General features: G+C 60.3%; 23 protein-coding genes and 1 pseudogene. 16 read left to right on the top strand and 8 right to left on the bottom strand.

The annotated features are described in order from the left end of the window. Positions 1-10 precede the first annotated feature (10 nt). On the bottom strand, positions 11-874 hold the full coding sequence (locus RAH32_RS16090; protein ID WP_103174193.1) for a DUF305 domain-containing protein: 864 nt from the start codon (positions 872-874) through the stop codon (positions 11-13). A 22-nt stretch (positions 875-896) separates the two neighbouring features. After that, on the bottom strand, positions 897-1,454 hold the full coding sequence (locus tag RAH32_RS16085) for a c-type cytochrome (protein ID WP_158248033.1): 558 nt from the start codon (positions 1,452-1,454) through the stop codon (positions 897-899). A 171-nt stretch (positions 1,455-1,625) separates the two neighbouring features. Between RAH32_RS16085 and RAH32_RS16080 the strand changes: the two genes are divergently transcribed. The 6 genes from RAH32_RS16080 to RAH32_RS16060 all read left to right on the top strand — a co-directional run bounded on the left by RAH32_RS16080 (position 1,626) and on the right by RAH32_RS16060 (position 4,696). After that, the gene (locus tag RAH32_RS16080) at positions 1,626-1,898 is read left to right on the top strand and encodes a metal-sensitive transcriptional regulator (protein ID WP_103174205.1); all 273 of its coding nucleotides are present in this window, start codon (positions 1,626-1,628) and stop codon (positions 1,896-1,898) included. A gap of 88 nt (positions 1,899-1,986) precedes the next feature. After that, positions 1,987-2,388 (top strand): four-helix bundle copper-binding protein, encoded by a 402-nt coding sequence (locus RAH32_RS16075; protein ID WP_103174195.1) that lies wholly within the window; start codon positions 1,987-1,989, stop codon positions 2,386-2,388. A 296-nt stretch (positions 2,389-2,684) separates the two neighbouring features. Continuing rightward, complete coding sequence (locus tag RAH32_RS16070; RefSeq protein ID WP_103174196.1) at positions 2,685-2,963, top strand: metal/formaldehyde-sensitive transcriptional repressor; 279 nt, start codon at positions 2,685-2,687, stop codon at positions 2,961-2,963. After that, on the top strand, positions 2,960-3,925 hold the full coding sequence (gene dmeF, locus RAH32_RS16065) for a CDF family Co(II)/Ni(II) efflux transporter DmeF (protein WP_103174197.1): 966 nt from the start codon (positions 2,960-2,962) through the stop codon (positions 3,923-3,925). The genes RAH32_RS16070 and dmeF overlap by 4 nt, the downstream gene beginning before the upstream one ends. Positions 3,926-3,987: 62 nt before the next feature. Then, positions 3,988-4,269 (top strand): chromate resistance protein ChrB domain-containing protein, encoded by a 282-nt coding sequence (locus RAH32_RS21565; RefSeq protein ID WP_239986120.1) that lies wholly within the window; start codon positions 3,988-3,990, stop codon positions 4,267-4,269. Then, complete coding sequence (locus tag RAH32_RS16060; protein ID WP_103174198.1) at positions 4,262-4,696, top strand: YqaA family protein; 435 nt, start codon at positions 4,262-4,264, stop codon at positions 4,694-4,696. The genes RAH32_RS21565 and RAH32_RS16060 overlap by 8 nt, the downstream gene beginning before the upstream one ends. 213 nt (positions 4,697-4,909) lie before the next feature. Here RAH32_RS16060 and istB read toward each other — a convergent pair whose 3' ends face one another. The 4 genes and pseudogenes from istB to RAH32_RS16040 all read right to left on the bottom strand — a co-directional run bounded on the left by istB (position 4,910) and on the right by RAH32_RS16040 (position 8,123). Beyond that, complete coding sequence (gene istB, locus RAH32_RS16055) at positions 4,910-5,710, bottom strand: IS21-like element helper ATPase IstB (RefSeq protein ID WP_103174199.1); 801 nt, start codon at positions 5,708-5,710, stop codon at positions 4,910-4,912. Continuing rightward, positions 5,710-6,549 (bottom strand): annotated as a pseudogene (istA, locus tag RAH32_RS16050) (IS21 family transposase); the annotation flags it as partial. The gene istB and the pseudogene istA, both read right to left, overlap by 1 nt. Before the next feature lie 228 nt (positions 6,550-6,777). Beyond that, positions 6,778-7,257 carry a signal peptidase II gene (gene lspA, locus RAH32_RS16045; protein ID WP_103174200.1) on the bottom strand — a complete coding sequence of 160 codons (480 nt, stop codon included), beginning with the start codon at positions 7,255-7,257 and terminating at the stop codon, positions 6,778-6,780. Beyond that, complete coding sequence (locus RAH32_RS16040; RefSeq protein WP_306609181.1) at positions 7,254-8,123, bottom strand: cation diffusion facilitator family transporter; 870 nt, start codon at positions 8,121-8,123, stop codon at positions 7,254-7,256. The genes lspA and RAH32_RS16040 overlap by 4 nt, the downstream gene beginning before the upstream one ends. A 69-nt stretch (positions 8,124-8,192) precedes the next feature. Between RAH32_RS16040 and RAH32_RS16035 the strand changes: the two genes are divergently transcribed. After that, a complete protein-coding gene (locus RAH32_RS16035) occupies positions 8,193-8,579 on the top strand; it encodes a MerR family transcriptional regulator (RefSeq protein ID WP_306609179.1) in 387 nt (128 codons plus the stop codon). Between the two features lie 28 nt (positions 8,580-8,607). Here the strand turns inward: RAH32_RS16035 and RAH32_RS16030 are convergent, their stop codons facing one another. Continuing rightward, positions 8,608-9,033: a MerR family transcriptional regulator gene (locus RAH32_RS16030; RefSeq protein WP_103175177.1), complete on the bottom strand. Its 426-nt coding sequence runs from the start codon at positions 9,031-9,033 to the stop codon at positions 8,608-8,610. 80 nt (positions 9,034-9,113) lie between these two features. On the opposite strand from RAH32_RS16030, the gene RAH32_RS16025 reads away from it, so the two are divergent. The 9 genes from RAH32_RS16025 to RAH32_RS15985 all read left to right on the top strand — a co-directional run bounded on the left by RAH32_RS16025 (position 9,114) and on the right by RAH32_RS15985 (position 15,913). Beyond that, a complete protein-coding gene (locus tag RAH32_RS16025; protein ID WP_306609177.1) occupies positions 9,114-11,366 on the top strand; it encodes a heavy metal translocating P-type ATPase in 2,253 nt (750 codons plus the stop codon). A gap of 1 nt (position 11,367) precedes the next feature. Next, entirely contained in the window at positions 11,368-11,979 is a 612-nt protein-coding gene (locus RAH32_RS16020) for a methyltransferase family protein (protein ID WP_103175145.1), read from the top strand. Between the two features lie 118 nt (positions 11,980-12,097). Then, positions 12,098-12,679: an SCO family protein gene (locus RAH32_RS16015; RefSeq protein ID WP_306609172.1), complete on the top strand. Its 582-nt coding sequence runs from the start codon at positions 12,098-12,100 to the stop codon at positions 12,677-12,679. After that, positions 12,630-13,160 (top strand): copper chaperone PCu(A)C, encoded by a 531-nt coding sequence (locus tag RAH32_RS16010; protein ID WP_306609170.1) that lies wholly within the window; start codon positions 12,630-12,632, stop codon positions 13,158-13,160. The genes RAH32_RS16015 and RAH32_RS16010 overlap by 50 nt, the downstream gene beginning before the upstream one ends. Further along, a complete protein-coding gene (locus RAH32_RS16005) occupies positions 13,142-13,771 on the top strand; it encodes an SCO family protein (RefSeq protein ID WP_103174119.1) in 630 nt (209 codons plus the stop codon). Before RAH32_RS16010 ends, RAH32_RS16005 begins: the two co-directional genes overlap by 19 nt. A 3-nt stretch (positions 13,772-13,774) precedes the next feature. Then, positions 13,775-14,239 (top strand): DUF411 domain-containing protein, encoded by a 465-nt coding sequence (locus RAH32_RS16000; protein WP_103174120.1) that lies wholly within the window; start codon positions 13,775-13,777, stop codon positions 14,237-14,239. Positions 14,240-14,274: 35 nt separating this feature from the next. Further along, positions 14,275-14,814, top strand: a complete 540-nt coding sequence (locus tag RAH32_RS15995; RefSeq protein WP_103174121.1) for a L,D-transpeptidase family protein — start codon at positions 14,275-14,277, stop codon at positions 14,812-14,814. A gap of 524 nt (positions 14,815-15,338) precedes the next feature. Next, positions 15,339-15,593 carry a ribbon-helix-helix domain-containing protein gene (locus tag RAH32_RS15990; protein ID WP_103174122.1) on the top strand — a complete coding sequence of 85 codons (255 nt, stop codon included), beginning with the start codon at positions 15,339-15,341 and terminating at the stop codon, positions 15,591-15,593. Between the two features lie 2 nt (positions 15,594-15,595). Further along, entirely contained in the window at positions 15,596-15,913 is a 318-nt protein-coding gene (locus tag RAH32_RS15985) for a type II toxin-antitoxin system RelE/ParE family toxin (protein WP_306609166.1), read from the top strand. A gap of 338 nt (positions 15,914-16,251) precedes the next feature. Here RAH32_RS15985 and RAH32_RS15980 read toward each other — a convergent pair whose 3' ends face one another. Next, complete coding sequence (locus RAH32_RS15980; protein WP_158248027.1) at positions 16,252-16,773, bottom strand: DsbA family protein; 522 nt, start codon at positions 16,771-16,773, stop codon at positions 16,252-16,254. Positions 16,774-17,150: the final 377 nt, after the last annotated feature.

The following is a 17,150-nucleotide window of genomic DNA, read 5'->3' as shown; positions in this document are numbered from 1 at the left end:
TTTCCAGTCGTCAGCTTGCTCCGCACCTGTAAAAGCCGCGGTAGCCGACCTCGAACCCCTGATCGAGCCGGAAGACGAGTTCGGCATTCTGGCGCCAGTCCGCCTCGTTGCCGAGCGACAGCACCGAGATGGTTGTGCCCGGTGCCGAGAATTCTACAGCGCCGGACTGCGGGTCGCCGTTTGCTTCCAGACTGACAAGCACGCCGTTCAGCTTCATGGCCGCCCCGCTGCCGTCCTCGGCAGCCCATAGGACGGGATCGGCTTCCGGACTGCGGTTGAAGGTGCAGCGGTCAGCGGCTGTAAGCACCCGGTCGGCTTCGGCTTCCGGCATGGGCGCAAGATCAAGGGTGGAGATCAGCGTGTTGGCCAGCGCATCCTCCACGGTGCCCGGCTCGGCCGGCGGGTCGCGGTAGATGTTCTCCACGGTGTTGCCCTCTGACACTTCCCCGATGAGGTACCGCATCTCCGCGATTTCGCGCCGCTGCGCCTCGATGATCTCATCGGCAAGCTTGCGGACGCGCGGATCGCGGATCTGCGCGCGCTCCGACGTCATGATGGCGATCGAATGGTGCGGGATCATTGCACGCATGTAGCTTGTGCCCAACACGGTGACCTGGCTGCGAACGAGCCAGAGGGAAAGCGCAAAGACAATCACCGATCCGGCGAAGATCGCGATGTTGAGCGCCCTGTTGGAATACATCCCCAGCATGTAGGCCAGCATGATGATCGCCATCGCGGCACCCATCATAATCGCCATGTAGGTGCGCGTTTCCGAAAAGAAGACGTGCTCCCAAGCGTATGTGTTCAGATACATCAGGATGAACATCACCACCGTCGAGGTGAGGATCATCAGGCCGAAGCGAATATAGGACAAGTTCGTCTCCTGCTTGTTGAAGTCAATGGTGTCCGGAGCCGGCAGCTTCGTCGGCGGACGTCTGGTTGCCGGTTAGCGACTGGTAGTCCTGCGCCGACAGGCCGGGGAGCATGCTGACGATGGCTGCGATGCCGGCGATCTCCTGCAGGGTGTGATGAGGTCCAAAGGCCGGCATCCCGGACATCTTGATGCCGTTCGTCACGATCCAGTGGATTTCTTCGGTGCTCCACTCGGTTGCCGCCTCGACCAAATGCGGCGGCTCGGGCCGCATTCCCTGAGACCAGACCGCAGGCTCCTGGCCGAGATCCCCATGGCAGTGCGCACAGCTTTCTGCATAGTGGCTTGCACCTTGAGAAAGGAGATCCTCCGAAACTTCCTCGGGCAGCACCACGGCCTCAGCCCGCTGGGCCACCGAGCGGTGAAGCGTCGTCTCAAAGCTCCATCGGACTGCATCCTGATGAGGATCTGTGGCCGCCACGTTGTAGGTGCCCGTGTAAACGACGATCAGCCAGACAATAATGGCCAGCAGTATCGTCCCGATGATCCCGCTGATCAGGCCGATAACGAGCGGCTTCTTCATGTGCGTCCTCCTCGTGCATGCTCTGCTGGTCATGAGGGCGACGAGTGGCTTCGAGAGGTACCCTTGGGGGTATGGTTGTGCCCCCCCAACCAAAAGCTGTGGCCATTGTTCCGTCGGAACTTCTCCCAAATTCCTGAGGTTCAGGGTGAGAGCAGCAAGGATGGCGAGAGAATGAAGGATCGGAAGCAGGCAGCCCTCAACCGGCTCGCTCGTCTTGAAGGCCAGGTTCGCGGCATAGCCCGCATGATTGAAGAAGACCGCTACTGCATCGACATCTTGAACCAGGCAATGGCGGTCCGATCAGCGCTCTCGCAAGTGGAACTGCTGATCCTTCAGGACCATGCAGACGGCTGTGTAGACGAAGCCATCATGTCTCAAGACACGGAAGTGCAGCGGCAGAAGTTCCGAGAGCTTGTCGAGGTTTTCGGAAAGGTTTGTCGGTAAGAGTAGCTACGCGGCCGCGCTAATAGCTGGGAACAATACCCCCCACCTGTATGTTGGGAGGGTCCTGCCACCCGCAAGGAGAAAGACCATGCATGTTCGAGACATGATCAGTACCCATCCTGACGTTCAGGGGAACACGGCGGAAAACCTGCTGAAATGCATCGAGGAATGCTACAGCTGCGCCCAGACCTGCATAGCCTGCGCCGACGCCTGCCTTGCCGAGCCGATGGTCGATCAGCTTCGCCAGTGCATTCGACTGAACCTTGACTGTGCCGATATCTGCGCCGCAACCGGCGCCATGGCCTCGCGCCGCACGGGCTCGAATGTGGAGGTTCTTCGGGCAGCCATCCAAGCCTGCGCGCTGGCTTGTCAGAAATGTGCTCAGGAGTGCGAACAGCACGCGGAAATGCACGAGCACTGCCGCATCTGTGCCAAGTCCTGCAATCGCTGCGCCGAGTCCTGCCAGGCCGCACTAAACGAAGTGCAGTAAGTCTTACGAAAGCGGGCTGACCTTTTTCAGCCTGCTCTCCCAAGCTTAAGAAGATCGCCCTTCTGGTAAAGCGTGATCCTCATGATCGGCAAGCGAGAAGCGGTGGTTCAACGAGTCCCGCCGACACCGGAAGAATGGGCGCGTCAACTGGTAGAGGTGTTGGTCTGTCCGAAAGAGGATTTCTCAGGGGAAATTCCATCCGCTCTCCAGGTTTCGCCGTTGCGACACCGCCAAGCCTTTCTGCAACCCAGAAAACAGTCTTGCGCTCATCCTGAAATAGGGTATCCCCCTATTGTATGAGTCATACAGCAAAGCATAAAGCCAAACTCCTGGCTCGCGTCCGCCGCCTCAAAGGGCAAATTGAGGCTGTCGAGCGATCCCTGGAGGCTGATGCGCCCTGTGGCGAGGTCCTGAACCTGGTTGCTTCCATCCGCGGTGCGGTCGGCGGCCTGACGGCGGAGCTGATCGAGGACCATATTCGCGAACATGTCTCGAACCCGGACCGGGACGAGGATGCCGTGCGCGGAGAGGCCGCAGGCGAATTGATCGACATCATCAGGACCTATCTCAAATGAACATCCATCCATCGCGCCTGGACAGTCCGCACGAGCATGTCTACCTCGGCGACAATCACGAGCGGAACGAACGCCGGACCTGGCTGGTCATTGCCATCACGGCCGCGATGATGGTGGTCGAGATTACCGCCGGCAGCATCTTTGGCTCGATGGCGCTGATTGCCGACGGCTGGCACATGTCGACCCATGCCGGAGCGATGCTGATTGCCGCGCTCGCTTACCGCTATGCTCGGCGCAACGCCCGCAATGCCCGCTTCACCTTCGGCACGGGCAAGATGGGGGATCTGGCGGGGTTCGCGAGTGCGGTCGTGCTGGCGCTGATCGCCCTGCTGATCGGCTGGGAAAGCCTGATGCGGTTCTACAGCCCGATTGCCATCAGCTTCCAGCAGGCCATTGCCGTGGCGGTGATTGGGTTGTTCGTTAATCTTCTTTGCGCTTGGCTGCTGCGCGATGATCACGGCCATCACCATCATGGCCACGGGCACCATCATGGACATGGGCATCATGAGCATGGGCATGGCCATCACCATGGTCACGCGACCGACAACAATCTGCGTGCCGCCTATCTGCACGTCTTGGCCGATGCTTTGACCTCTGTGCTGGCGATCGCGGCACTGACACTTGGCAGCATGTATGGATGGAACTGGCTGGACCCCATGATGGGCATTGTCGGCGCGGCAGTGATCGCACGCTGGTCCTGGGGGCTGATCCGCGACACAGGCCGGGTCCTGCTTGACTACGTGCCGGAGGAAGAGGATTTACCAGAAGAAATCCGCTCGGCATTGGAAACAGGGTCGGATCAGGTGACCGATCTGCATGTCTGGCAACTTGGCCCGGGTCACCAAGGCGCAATCGTCGCAATCCGGTCTAGTGAGCCGTTGGAGCCCGCTGCTTATCGCGCCAAGCTCTCGCATATCCACGACCTCTCACATCTGACGATCGAAGTCGAGCGAGCCGCCTGAGTGGGGAAGAACGATAGAAGGGGCTGCCTGTGACCCTGCCAACCAGAGATGCGCAGGGACGCATGGTCTGGGTCACGCGCACCCGGCTAAAGATCGACCGCATTGCCTGTCCCTGGCTCATCCGCCGCCTTGTCGATCTGCGGGCGGTGATCCTGTTCGTTGCCCCTCCAAGGTGGAGGGCATGGCGGAGCGTTACAACGGGATCCCTTTCGACATTGGGGGGTCTTCAGTCAATGCGTCAAGCTGTGCAGCTTCGACGTGATGTCGATGGAGTTCGGCCTCCCCATCGACGACCTGCATCGGCAGTGGTCGGCCCGGCGCGCCTGATGGGGGATCATGATTGATCTTGCCGTTTATGGTGGCCTGTTTGTGGCAGCCTTCACCGCAGCAACATTGCTCCCCGCGCAATCCGAAATCCTGGTAGTTGGCCTTCTGCTGACCGACCACCCGCCATGGCTGGTGTTGACCGTTGCGAGCGTCGGCAATGTGCTGGGCTCTATAGTCAACTGGTTTCTTGGACGAGGGATCGAACGGTTGCGATCCCGACGCTGGTTTCCGGTGAGCCCGGCCTCTTTGACACGAGCAGAGGGCTGGTATCGCCACTACGGCAGATGGTCGCTACTGCTGGCTTGGATGCCGATTATCGGCGACCCGCTAACGATCGTTGCAGGAGTGCTGCGCGAGCCCTTCTTGGCGTTCCTGCTCCTCGTCAGCGTGGCAAAGATTGGGCGCTACCTTGTTCTGTCGGCAGCAACATTGGGGTTTGCCTGACCGGGGTTCAATTGAACCGCAGGCACTGCCCAACGTCAGAAAGGTGACCGGGTACGCTTTATCCAGGCAGACTTGAGTGGCGGCTAAGGCCCAACTCGGGACAGGGCGAACTCCCACCAGTGCATAGACTAGCCATCACACGGCAAACGCATTCCGCCTGTCAAACGAACTGAAGATTTGACCCTTTTGGCGAAATGAAGAATTGACCCCCTTTCATGAATAGTTGGCCTTGTCGGTTTCAAACGCAGGCCCGGCCTTCTGCAGGAGACCAGACCTGCGCTTTTCGCGAAGTCGGTAGCTGTCACCGCGGATGGTGATCACCGTTGAATGATGCAGCAGCCTGTCAAGGATTGCCGTTGCAACCACAGGGTCGCCAAACACACTGCCCCACTCGCCGACGGAACGGTTCGACGTGATCAGGATCGAGCCTTTCTCGTAACGGCGCGATACCAGTTGGAAGAACAGATGGGCGGCGTTGGCCTCGAAGGGCAGATAGCCCAACTCGTCAATGATCAGGAGCTTGGGCCGGCTGAGTTGCGTCAGCTGCTTTTCAAGAAGGCCGTCGTCATGACCCTTGGCCAACATTGCCACGAGGGTGGCCGCAGTCACAAACTGCACCGAATGGTTCTGCCGGATTGCTTCTCGTCCCAGGGCGACCGCCAGATGCGTTTTCCCGGTCCCCGGTGGCCCCAGAAGCAGTGTCGTGTCGCCATGCGCGATCCACCGGCAAGTTGCGAGTTCGCGGATCTGTCCCGGATCCAAGGAAGGCTGCGCTTCAAACTCAAAGCCCGCGAGTTCACGCACGAACGGAAACTGGGCGAGCTTGCTTGCCATGGAGATGCGCCGCTCGTCGCGCCGGGCGATCTCGCGCTGAACCAGAAAGGCCAGGGCCTCACGCAAGGTCATGTCAGACCGTGCAGCTTCATCCAGCAGGGTATCAAGCTGGTCCCGGATTGCCGTGAGCTTGAGCCGGTCGAGCATTGCCACCAGCGTTTCGTGATCGACCGCTGTCATCACCAGCCTCCTCCGACAACCGCTTCATATTCGGCAAGCGGGCGCAGCAAGGCAGGTGTCTGGACACTCGGCGCTTCCTCCTGGATTGGCCCGCCACCAATCAGCCCGATCAGATGCGCCTTGTCGGTGATCCGCTGGTGGCGGCTCTCGCAGACCGGATGATCGGCCACCACATCGCCGGCGTGGCGCACGATCACACGGCCCGCAAGGACCATGACCTGCACGGTCTCGCCAACCAGGCGCCAGGGCACCGAGTAGCTGTTGGTATCAAGGTCGATTGCGCAGTCGGGACGAACCTTGCGGATCAGGTCGCGCAACTGACCGAACGGAGCACGGCCGCCCAAGGGGCGAAGCGCACCGGCCTCATCGGCAAACCGCACGATCGGCAATTCGCCGGTTGTGCCATGCACACGCTGATCGGCAACCTCTCGATTCCACCGGTCGAGATGGGCAACAAACGCGCCCCAGGACGGGAAGCGCCGGCCGGCGATCGCATTGTGCTTCACATAACCAACGCCACGTTCATCCTTACCCTTTGTGCGGGCTCGATAGGGAGCGCAGGCCTTCGGCTTGAAGCCCCAGTAGCGGGCAAAAGCGTGAAGCCGGCCGTTGAACCGGACCTCGCGTGTCGCCGCGTCATGGTGCTCAACCAAGGCCTTGGCGTTGTCAAACAGGATCTGGGTCGGCACACCTCTAAAGCGCAGAAAGGTCTCCTCCATACCCTCGAACCAGTCCATCTGCCGCTCGCGGAGCGACGGACGGATATGCATTCGGCGCGAGTAGCCGAGGGTGCCGACAAACAAATGCACGCGGAGCCGCTCCTCAGCAATCCACAAGCGCTGTGATTAACCCCTCTTGCATTGCTACTGCTGATGATCTTCGCGGCCTGGACCAAAGCTCAGACGCTTGTCTACGTTCCCCTGAGGAGCATGAGTCTATTCCGCAGCACTGGTAGACTGCATATGATGGAACATCTTGCTAGCCGACGTCCCGCATAAGCGCGCGAATGGGAGTTGGAGCGGGCCGCACGGCGAGAGCATTAAGGGCACGATTTACGTGGTTTTAGATCAGTTCCTCACGGCAACGCTGCTTTGCTTCCGGCCGAATTGGCAGAAAAACAGCAAGATGGCCCCGGCCGTGATCCATACATCTGCAAGATTGAACACAAAGGGGTGCCATGCCCCAAAGTGCAGATCGAGATAGTCGGTCACTGTTCCATACACTGCACGGTCAATGACATTGGCAAGCGCCCCTGCCACGACGAAAGAGCCGGCGATGCGCTCTAAGCCTTCCGATCTAAAAGCCCAGAGCGCGAAAGCCGCTGTCAGCGCGGCCGTAGCGAGCAGCACTGTGAGTCGCGCAGCTTCACCCTCGAACGAAAGCAGGCTGAACGAAACCCCATGGTTGAAGGTCAGACGCAGCGCGACAAAGGGCAGAAATTCGGTCGCTGCGCCATAGGGTTCGAGGGAGGCGCGCGCCCATAGCTTTGCTGCAAGATCAAGCGCGGCTCCAAAGGCAATGATGAGTATAGGCCAAACCATTTTCATGCACGGCCCGCCTGTTTGAGGTCAGAGCGCGCATCCCGGATGATCGCCCACGCCGATTGCAGGAACAGGCCCGCCACGGCGAACGCCACCAGAAGATCCGGCCAGGGTGAGCCGAGCGCCCAGACGAGGACGGCCGCGACGACCACAGCAAGGTTGCCAATCGCATCGTTGCGCGAGAACAGCCAGACAGCGCGCATATTGGCATCGCCCTTGCGGTGCGGCAGCAGCACCAGGGCGGCAGCCACATTGACGATGAAGGCCACGACTGCAAAGCCGCCCATCAGGAAGGTTTCCGGCTGATGCTCGACAAAGACGCGGTAGAGCGTCGAGCCGATCACGCCAAGCCCGAGAAGGCCCAGGAACACACCTTGCAGCAGGGCCGCCTTGGCGCGAGCCGCGAGACCCCAGCCCACTGCGATAAGGCCGAGGAAGGAAATCAGGCCGTCGCCTACGAAATCGAGCGCGTCCGCCTGTAGGGCCTGCGAACCCGACAGAAAGCTACCGATGATCTCGATCACGCCATAGCCGACATTAAGCAGGACGACGATCCAGAGTGCGCGCTTGTAGGCGGGGGTAACGTGAGACAGGTCAGGGATCTTGTCGTCATCCTCATCAGCCTCCGCCCCGGCCACCTTGGGCTGGCCAATGCGGTCAAGCTGATAACCCAGGCTTGTTACCGCCTGCTCAACAACAGGAAGCCGCGCCTGTGGATCATCGACATTGAGCGTCATGATCTGCGAGGCAATCGATACCTTCACATCGCCAACGCCTTCAACCTTGCGAGCCGCGCCCTCGATCTTGGCGGCGCAGGACGCACAGTCCATGCCCGTGATGTGATAGCGGATTGTGTCGGTTGCAGCGGCCATTCGTTGGTCCTCGAAACTCTAGCCTTGCCCTGCTACAACCTGTAGCGACTACAGGAGCAAGGCAAAAAGATGCAGATCGGCGATTTATCCCGGCAGGCAGGCGTGAACATTGAGACGATCCGCTATTATGAGCGTATTGGGGTTTTGCCAAAGCCTGCTCGCCAGCTGAACGGACGACGCACCTACAGCCCCGTCGATGCCGAACGTTTGGGCTTCATCCGCCATGCTCGTGAGCTTGGCTTTGATCTGCCAAGCATCCGCATCCTGCTGGCCTTGCAAGAGCGGCCAGAAGCATCGTGTGAAGATGCGAGCCGCATTGCCCAAGAGCAGCTTGAGGCAGTCGAAAGCCGCATTGCCCCTCTGCGTCTTCTGCAGGATGAACTATCCCGAATGGTCAGAGAATGCAAACGAGGCAAGGTATCTGAATGCCGGGTAATCCAGGCTCTAGCTACCTGAGAATGATAGTCAATCAAGCATACGCCTCTCAGACTTCTCCGTGATGTGCATGCAGGCAGTTCTCGTGGTTGCTTAGCACTTCGATGACCTTGCAGTCCGAGATCGTGCCCTGGGCGCATTGCGTCAGCATGCGTTCCAGTTCCTGCTGCAGGACCTGAAGGCGCGTAATGCGGTCCTTGACCGAGACAAGCTGGCGCGTGGCGATAACATCGGCAGCAGCGCAAGACATGTCGGGCTGGTCCGAAAGACTGAGCAGTTCCCGGATGTCGTCCAGCGGAAAGCCGAGTTCACGGGAGTGGCGGATAAAGGCGAGCCGCTCCTGCTCCTTCACGCCATAGAGCCGCTGGTTGCCTGCGCTGCGCTCCGCCTCCGGCAAAAGACCGATCTCCTCGTAGTAGCGGATGGTCGGCACCTTGACGCCGGTGGCCGCGCTCAGTTTTCCGATGCTCAGCATGAGAAACCTCTTGAACCTCTAGTTGCTAGAGCTCCTATCTTGCCGACTCGATGAAGAAAAGACTTCAAGCGAGAAGCAACATGGCGGTTGAAACAACAGAGCGGCGTGAGTGGACCGTGACGGGCATGGACTGCGCGTCCTGCACGACAAAGGTGACGCGAGCAGTGGAACGGCTGCCAGGCGTCAGCGATGTCAAGGTGGCGCTGATGGCAGAACGGCTGTCGCTGAACCTGGCCCCCGGCACGACGGAGCCGGAGATTATCGAGGGCACCATCCGCAAGATGGGCTTCGGGATCGCGCCCAAAGGACAAGAGGCACCGCGCAAGAAGGCATTCGTGTTGCCGGATGCTATGCCAGTCTCTCAGGCAAAGACCTCGGAGGACATGGATGATGTCAAAGCCGTTGCTCCGGCGCAGCATGATCATGGTCACGCGCAAGCCGCCCCTATCGAGCGGGACAAATCCTGGCATCAGACAGGAAGGGGTCGGCTTGTCATTTTGACTGGCAGCCTGCTGGCTATCGCATGGTTGGTCGAGTTGCTGTCCTCTGCCGAGGCAGGCTACTGGGCCTTTGTCGCTGCATGCCTGATCGGGGTTGTTCCAGTGGCAAAGCGCGCCTTCGAGGCGCTGCGCATGGGGCAGCCCTTCACCATCGAGAGCCTGATGACCATCGCTGCCGGAGGCGCTCTGCTCATCGGCGCTGCGGAAGAAGCGGCTTTGGTCATCTTCCTGTTTGCCGTAGGGGAGGTTCTTGAAGGCGTCGCGGCTGGCAAGGCACGCCAAGGCATCCGGGCCTTGGCAAACCTCGTGCCGAAGACTGCCTTGCTGGAAGCTGCCGGCCAGACACGAACCGTTCCGGCCGACAGTCTGGAGATCGGACAAGTCGTTCTTGTCCGTCCCGGTGATCGCATTCCTGCGGACGGCGATATCATAGAGGGCACAAGCGGCATCGACGAAAGTCCGGTGACCGGTGAAAGCGTGCCGGTGACCCGGAGCGTGGGGGATAGCGTCTTTGCCGGCTCCATCAACAGCGAAGCGGCCCTGCGCATCCGAGTCACCAAAGACCCGAGTGACAATACCATCGCGCGCATTATCCGCCTGGTGGAAGAGGCCGAAGAGGCCCGCGCCCCCACGGAACGGTTCATCGACCGCTTCTCGCGGATCTACATGCCCGCCGTTATTGCGCTGTCGGCGCTGGTTGTTCTGGTTCCGCCGCTGGCCTTCGGTCAGGACTGGAGCACCTGGATCTATCGCGGCTTGGCGCTGCTGCTGATCGGCTGCCCTTGCGCGCTGGTGATCTCGGTCCCGGCTTCCATCGCCTCGGCGCTATCCTCGGGAGCGAAGCGCGGGCTGCTGATGAAGGGCGGCGCCGTCATCGAGGCGGCAGCAAGGACCAACCATGTCGCCTTAGACAAGACTGGCACCCTGACGCGCGGCAAACCGGCTGTGACTGACCTGATCCCTGCCCCCGGCGTTGCCGAAGCCGAACTCCTGGCCGTTGCGGCCAGCGTCGAGGCCGGCTCAAACCATCCTCTCGCTCAGGCGATCCTGCGCCGGGCCAAGGCGGTCGAGGTGCCGGTCCCGGCTGCGCGTGACGCACGCGTTCTCGCGGGACGAGGCGTCGAAGCCATCGTTGGCGAGGCAAAAGCCTGGGTGTCCTCACCGTCCCATGCTGCAGATATCGGCGGGATCGGCGAAGTTGCCCTGCATCGCGCGACGATGTTGGAAAAGGAAGGCAAGACCGTTGTTGCCGTGTTCCGGGCCGGGCAGCCGCTTGGGCTGATCGCCATGCAGGACGAGCCGCGCGAGGATGCGGCCGAGGCTGTTCGTCAACTGCGCGCCTTGGGCGTCAGTGCCACCATGCTGACCGGCGACAATCCTCGCACGGCAGCGGCCATTGCCCAAAACCTTGAGCTAGACTTCCGCGCCGGGATGATGCCCGAGGACAAGCTGACTGCGATCCGCGACCTGAACCGCCAGGGCAGCGTCATGATGATCGGCGACGGCATCAACGACGCCCCTGCCTTGAAGGAAGCGCGGGTTGGCGTGGCAATGGGTTCAGGCACCGATGTGGCGCTGGAAACGGCTGACGGCGCGATCCTGCGGGATCGGGTGACCGACGCCCCTGCCCTGATCCGGCTGGCCCGCGCGACCATGGGCAACATCAGGCAGAACGTGACGCTGGCGCTTGGGCTGAAAGCCGTGTTCCTCGTGACCTCGGTGCTGGGCATCACCGGCCTCTGGATCGCCATTCTGGCCGATACCGGGGCCACGGTTCTGGTCACGCTCAACGCCCTGCGTCTGCTGGGTTTCGATCCGACAAAGGAGGCCTGAGATGCTGGGAGAGACGGGATGGATCGCCCTCGGCATCATGGCGCTCTATCTGACGTTTTTTGCCTGGGGCACGATTGAGGCCGCACGTGCCGCGCGACGACCGATTTGGCTGTTCGGGCGGGCACGAGGGACCGAGCGTCTTGCTGCGCTTGGCTTTCGCCTGGCCTTCGTGCTGGCGCTCCTCGGACCGCTTTTGTGGCTGGTCTTTCCAATGTTGCACAAGCTGGACCCGTTCTGGACCGAAGGCCGGCATCACGTGATGGGAGTTGCAGGTGTGCTTCTCGCCGTGACAGGTGCGATGCTGGCCTTTGCAGCGCAGATGTCCATGGGAGCATCCTGGCGAGTCGGCGTCAGACAGGGTGAAAGCGGTGCCTTGGTCACAGGCGGGCTTTTCCGCTTCAGCCGCAACCCGACCTTTGTGGGGCAAGCCATGCTGCTGATGGGCATAGCTTTGGCAATCCCATCCCTGCCGGGGCTACTGGCAGTTCTTCTTTTCATCACATCAGCTTCGGTGCAGATCCGGACAGAGGAGCGCGTCCTGCTTGCGGCTCACGGTGCGGCATACCGCAGATGGAGCGCACAAGTGCCGCGTTGGATCGGGTTGCGATCCTGATCCATCGAAAGGCGCACCACACAACAATGATCTGACAAAACTGTGAGGCCGCATGAAGCCGCTTGAACCTCATGTGGCTAGAGGTGCTACGCGGCGGTTGCGAAGATGGAATATCACTATGCTGAAGACAATCAGGATTGCCCTTTGGATCGCCGTGGCGGTCTCCCTTGTCGTTGTTGGCGTGCTGCTCTGGCGTGCTGATCGACAAGAGCAAGCAGCTGCTTTTCGGCCGGCGTTTTCCCTGCCGGATGAGACGGGTGCCATCCACACGACCGAGGAGTTCAAGGGCAAGTATGTTCTTGTCTTCTTCGGCTTTACCAACTGCCCTGACATCTGCCCGACCACCATGTCGGAAGTAGCCCAGGTCATGGATGATCTGGGACCACAAGCCGAGAAGGTGCAGCCCGTGTTCATCTCGGTCGATCCGGCCCGTGACCGCGCGAGCGGCCTCGACGAATATTTGGCTGCTTTCCATCCTGCCATCCTCGGGCTCGCCGGAGACGAGGCCTCGACCCGTGCCGCCGTGGAGAGCTTCAAGGTCTTCGCCGATCCGGAAAAGGCGGCGTCAGCGCCCGGGGGCTACACAATGTCGCATAGCTCCAGCCTTTACCTGCTCGGGCCTCGCGGCGATTGGTTGCGCCAGTTCGAATATGGAACTCCCGCCGACGACATCACTGCTGATCTCAAAGGACGCCTGTAACATGATAAAGCCGATCATCGCGGGTTTGGGGCTCGCCGCAGTGCTGCCCGCTCTTGCGCTTGCCGAGTGCGCCGAGGTGTCCCAAGGCGACCTTTCGGTCCGTGCGGCTTGGTCCCGCGCCACCATCGGAACCGCGCGTCCGGCCGTGTTCTACGTCACCATCCAGAACAACGGCAGCACGGATGACCGCCTGACCGGGATCGAAACGCGCGTGGCAGGCATGCCCATGCTCCATGAAACAGTAACGAAGGACGGTGTCGCCAGCATGCCGCATGCGGACGCCATCGACATTCCCGCAGGAAAAACCGTCAGTCTGGCACCGGGCGGGTATCACGGCATGCTCATGAACCTCGAAGCGGAGTTGAAGGAAGGGGAAAGCTTCCCCGTGACGCTGCAGTTCGAGAAGGCCGGCGAGGTTTCGATCGACACTGAGGTTTTGCCGATCCGGGCACGAGAGGCGGCATGCGGCGTCGCACCCTGATCCTTGGCGGTGCCGGCCTCCTTGCAGCCTTTGGCTTCATGCTGACCCTCGGCGCGTGGCAGAGCGGTGATCTGCCGTGGCAGGAAAAGAAGGCTGCGTCCGCCGCCCGGATACGCGCCGCCGATCCGAGCGCGATGACGTGGCAACTCACCAGCCACGAGGGCGAGCAGGTTGAGCCGCAGGACTGGCTCGGACAGGCGAACCTGGTCTTTTTCGGCTTCACCTGGTGCCCGGACGTCTGCCCGATGACGCTTCTGAACATCAGCGACTGGCTGGAAGAGTTGGGGCCTGACGCCGATCGGTTGGCCGGTCATCTGGTCACGGTCGATCCTGAGCGCGACAATCCCGAGGTCCTGGCAGACTATCTGTCAAACTTTGATCCGCGCATCACTGGCCTGACCGGCACGCCTGCCGAGATTGCCCGCGCTGCCGAGGCATTTGGCGCGACATACCGGCGCGTCCTCCGGCAAGACGGCGATTACACGATGGACCACACTTCCGGTGTGCTCGTGTTCCGCGCGGATGGGCGCTTGGCGAGGATCATCGACCTGCATGAAAATCCGCAAGCTGCCGTGCCAAAGATCAGGCAGGCGCTGAAGCAAGAGGGATAGACGATGACAAGATTGACACGACGCACCCTGCTGTGTGCGGCGGCCGCGAGTGCTGTGCCGCAATTTGCCCTTTCTGGCAGTGCGACCACCATCCATGTGGTCGAAGGGACGGGCTGCGAGTGCTGCAAGCAGTGGACCCGCTACCTGCAGGAAAGCGGTTTCGAGGTGACGCATGAGGAGCGCTTCGGCACGCTTCTCATGCAGCACAAGTTGGACTTGGGTGTGCCCATCGAACTCTCGTCCTGCCACACCGGCTCGGTCGGCGGCTACTTCATCGAGGGTCATGTTCCCGCAGCCGATATTCGCAAGCTTCTGCAGGTACGACCCGATGCCCGCGGCATCACAGTGCCCGGTATGCCTTATGGCAGCCCTGGCATGGGACCCGAGACCAAGCGGGATGCCTATGATGTCCTGTTGGTTCGCAAGGACGGCACCAGCGAAGTCTTCACCCATTATCCCGCTGCATAGCTCTTCCCACTCATTCTCAAGAAAAATCTGTTTCCATGTCCATCTTGAACCGCCGCCATGTTTCCCTTGGATTGATTGCCGCTCTTGCTGCCTGCGGGAGGTCGGGATCGAGCAACTGGTCAGGCGATGTTCCTGAGTTCAAGCATTACTTCGGTCCTCCCGTCACACAGATTGTGGTTCAGAAGGCGCAGCGGAGAATGCACCTGCTCAGCGGTCAGACCGTGCTGAAGTCCTATGATTTTGGCCTGGGCAATCAGCCTGTCGGCCATAAGCAGTTCGAGGGTGATGGAAAGACACCTGAAGGGCTTTATTTCGTGGACCGCTTCAACCCGCGCAGCCGATACCATCTGTCAGTGGGCATTTCCTACCCGAATGAGCAGGACAAGGCTTATGCCGCACAGTTTGGCCGCGATGCGGGGGGCGACATCATGTTCCATGGCCGCGGTCCGGAGGGCAGAAAGCTGGCTCCCAAAAATCGGGATTGGACGGCCGGCTGTATCGCACTCACCGATGACGAGATCGAAGATGTTTATGCCATGCTGCAGCTTCGCACTCCGGTCATGATTTACGCCTGATCACAGATACAGATGGCAGGCTCCAAGCTTCAGAGCCTGCCGATTGATGAGCGAGGAATGAGGGCGGCTGCTTTGTGAATGCCGGTATTCTTGAAGCATCTGTTTCATGCAGGTGGTGAAGACAGGGCCGCCTTCACTACAGGGCTGGCTTTTCGCATCCTCACATCGATCTTCGTAAGTGCAAAGAATGATTGGAAAGTCGGCTTAGCGACACGTATCCCAGCTTCGCATCTCACCGCTTCGAGTCCTTCCCGGCAATGTCCGAATGGGGATGGCTGAGCGGACGCCAATGGTATTTGGGACATGCTGTGGTGACCAGACCAGCAGCAGTGAAGCCGATGATAGCGTCCGTCTGGAAAAGCGCGAAGGGAGTAAAAGGAGAATTTGGTGTGAAGAGCAGGGGCCCCTGAACAACGCGTCCGCTTGCGCCTCTAGAACACAGGCAAGCAGTAGCCAGAAGCACCTACTTCTTGCCTCGTATTCAATAATGGTCATATTGAAGACGTGATCAGAAAGGACCTTCCATGGCTCAAACCACAACCATGACCGTGCGGCTCGGCCCGGTACTGAGTGACTTCGTTGCGACCAATGTCGGCAAGGATGGATCCTATGAGAATGTCAGTGAATATGTCCGAGACCTGATCCGCCGCGACAAGGAGCGGGTCGAGACGGAAGCTTTTGTGCGCTTGCAAACCGAGCTCACCCGGGCGTTCGCCGCGCCTGAGAACAGCTATGGACCCCTGACGGCAGCTGAGGTGATCGCGCGCAACAAGGGCTGATCATGGCCGCTGTTCGCATTCAAGAGGCCGCATCACTGCGGTTGGACGACATCTATCGCTATACCCGTGAACGCTGGGGCGAACCGCCAGCCGATGATTATCTCGTTGGGCTTTTCGAAGCGTTCGAGCGGATCGAGGCTCATGGGGTTGCCTCACGCCCGATCCCGGCCGAGTTCGGCGTGAACGGCTTCTTCTTCCGCTACGAGCACCACTTCGTCTACTGGTGCCGATTGTCCAATGGCGACATCGGCATTGTGACAGTCCTGCATGAGCGCATGCACCAGATCGGCCGGGTCGCTGAGGATTTCAGACGCGAGTGACCTAGAGAAGGTTAGCGGGCAACTCAAAGCCGTGACAACTCCTGGTGGCTTAGCGCGACTTAACGAGTTGATCCCGCCGTACCCGGACAGATCATACTGAGCCGCGTGCAAGAGGCTGGCTTGGTATCGGAACATGAAAATCATTCAAGATACTGATAAAACTTCATAATCTTCATTATCACTATAGGTAGTGGCTACCGGGGGACGCGCTATCCTGAAATGCGACTTTCTGTGCTCAACAATGAGTGGCACATTCCAATCTGGAACGCATCACACGATAGTTTCGAGGAGCATGTGATGCGCCCTTTTGCCAAGCCTGCTGCCAGGTCTTTCAAGCGTTAGCGTCCGGAACGCTCCAGCCGGGCAAGGTCGCGCAGGCGGGACTGTGATATTTCTCCCTCCGCAACAGTCCTACCGACCACGAGGCTCGGTGTGCCGACAAAGGAAAAAAGTCGCGCAAGCGCGCGCGCGCGGTCCAGCGAGGCCGTGACGGCATCTGCCTGCATGTCCTGCTCCATCCAGGACCAGGACAGGCCTACATCTTCCGCGATGCGACGCAAGAACTGCGGCGTCACCTGCCCTGGAGTTCGCAGCAGCCTGCTGTGTAGCTTGTCAGTATCGCCCTGCATCTCTGCTGCCAGCGAGGCTCGGGCGGCCACTAGGGAGGCTTCCCCGAAGATCGGCCAATGCTGACGCGTCACGACGATTTCCGAAGCAGCGGCAAGCTCCGTCAGATGGGCTGAGAGCACGCGGCAATAAGGGCAGTAGTAGTCGAAGAAGTATGCCACGGGGGTAGTACTCCTGCCGACATCCATAGCTTTGAACAAGTACCTTTCAGGCGCAGCTTTGACCTGCTGCATCAGTCCCGCTGGCAGAGGCTCGACAGGCATAAGTCCTGACATGAAGTCGAAGCTTCCGCTCCCTGGCGAACTTGTTCTGGCGGAGGATGAGAGGGTGCGAAAGCCCGGAACCTGCTGCAGCGGGCTGAACTCAAATCCATCAAGTTGGGCAGCTATCTGCGGGACAAGACGAAACGCTCCGACCCAGACAGCCAGTCCGCCAGCTAGGACGAGAAGTTGTCGGCGGTTTGCCATGGGACCCTTTATTGCTCATGTGTTCGCTGGTTCAATTCAACGGGTCTTTTGGCAGTCTCAGGCCGTCCGCGGGCGCCCTCTTTTGTCGGCCGCCGCGCCATACGTCCGATATTGACGGGCAACGCCACCCCCAGACTATTGCA

Source organism: Paracoccus yibinensis (assembly GCF_030846195.1).
GTDB classification, from domain to species: domain Bacteria; phylum Pseudomonadota; class Alphaproteobacteria; order Rhodobacterales; family Rhodobacteraceae; genus Paracoccus; species Paracoccus yibinensis.
This window is presented reverse-complemented; position numbering and strand designations above follow the sequence as displayed.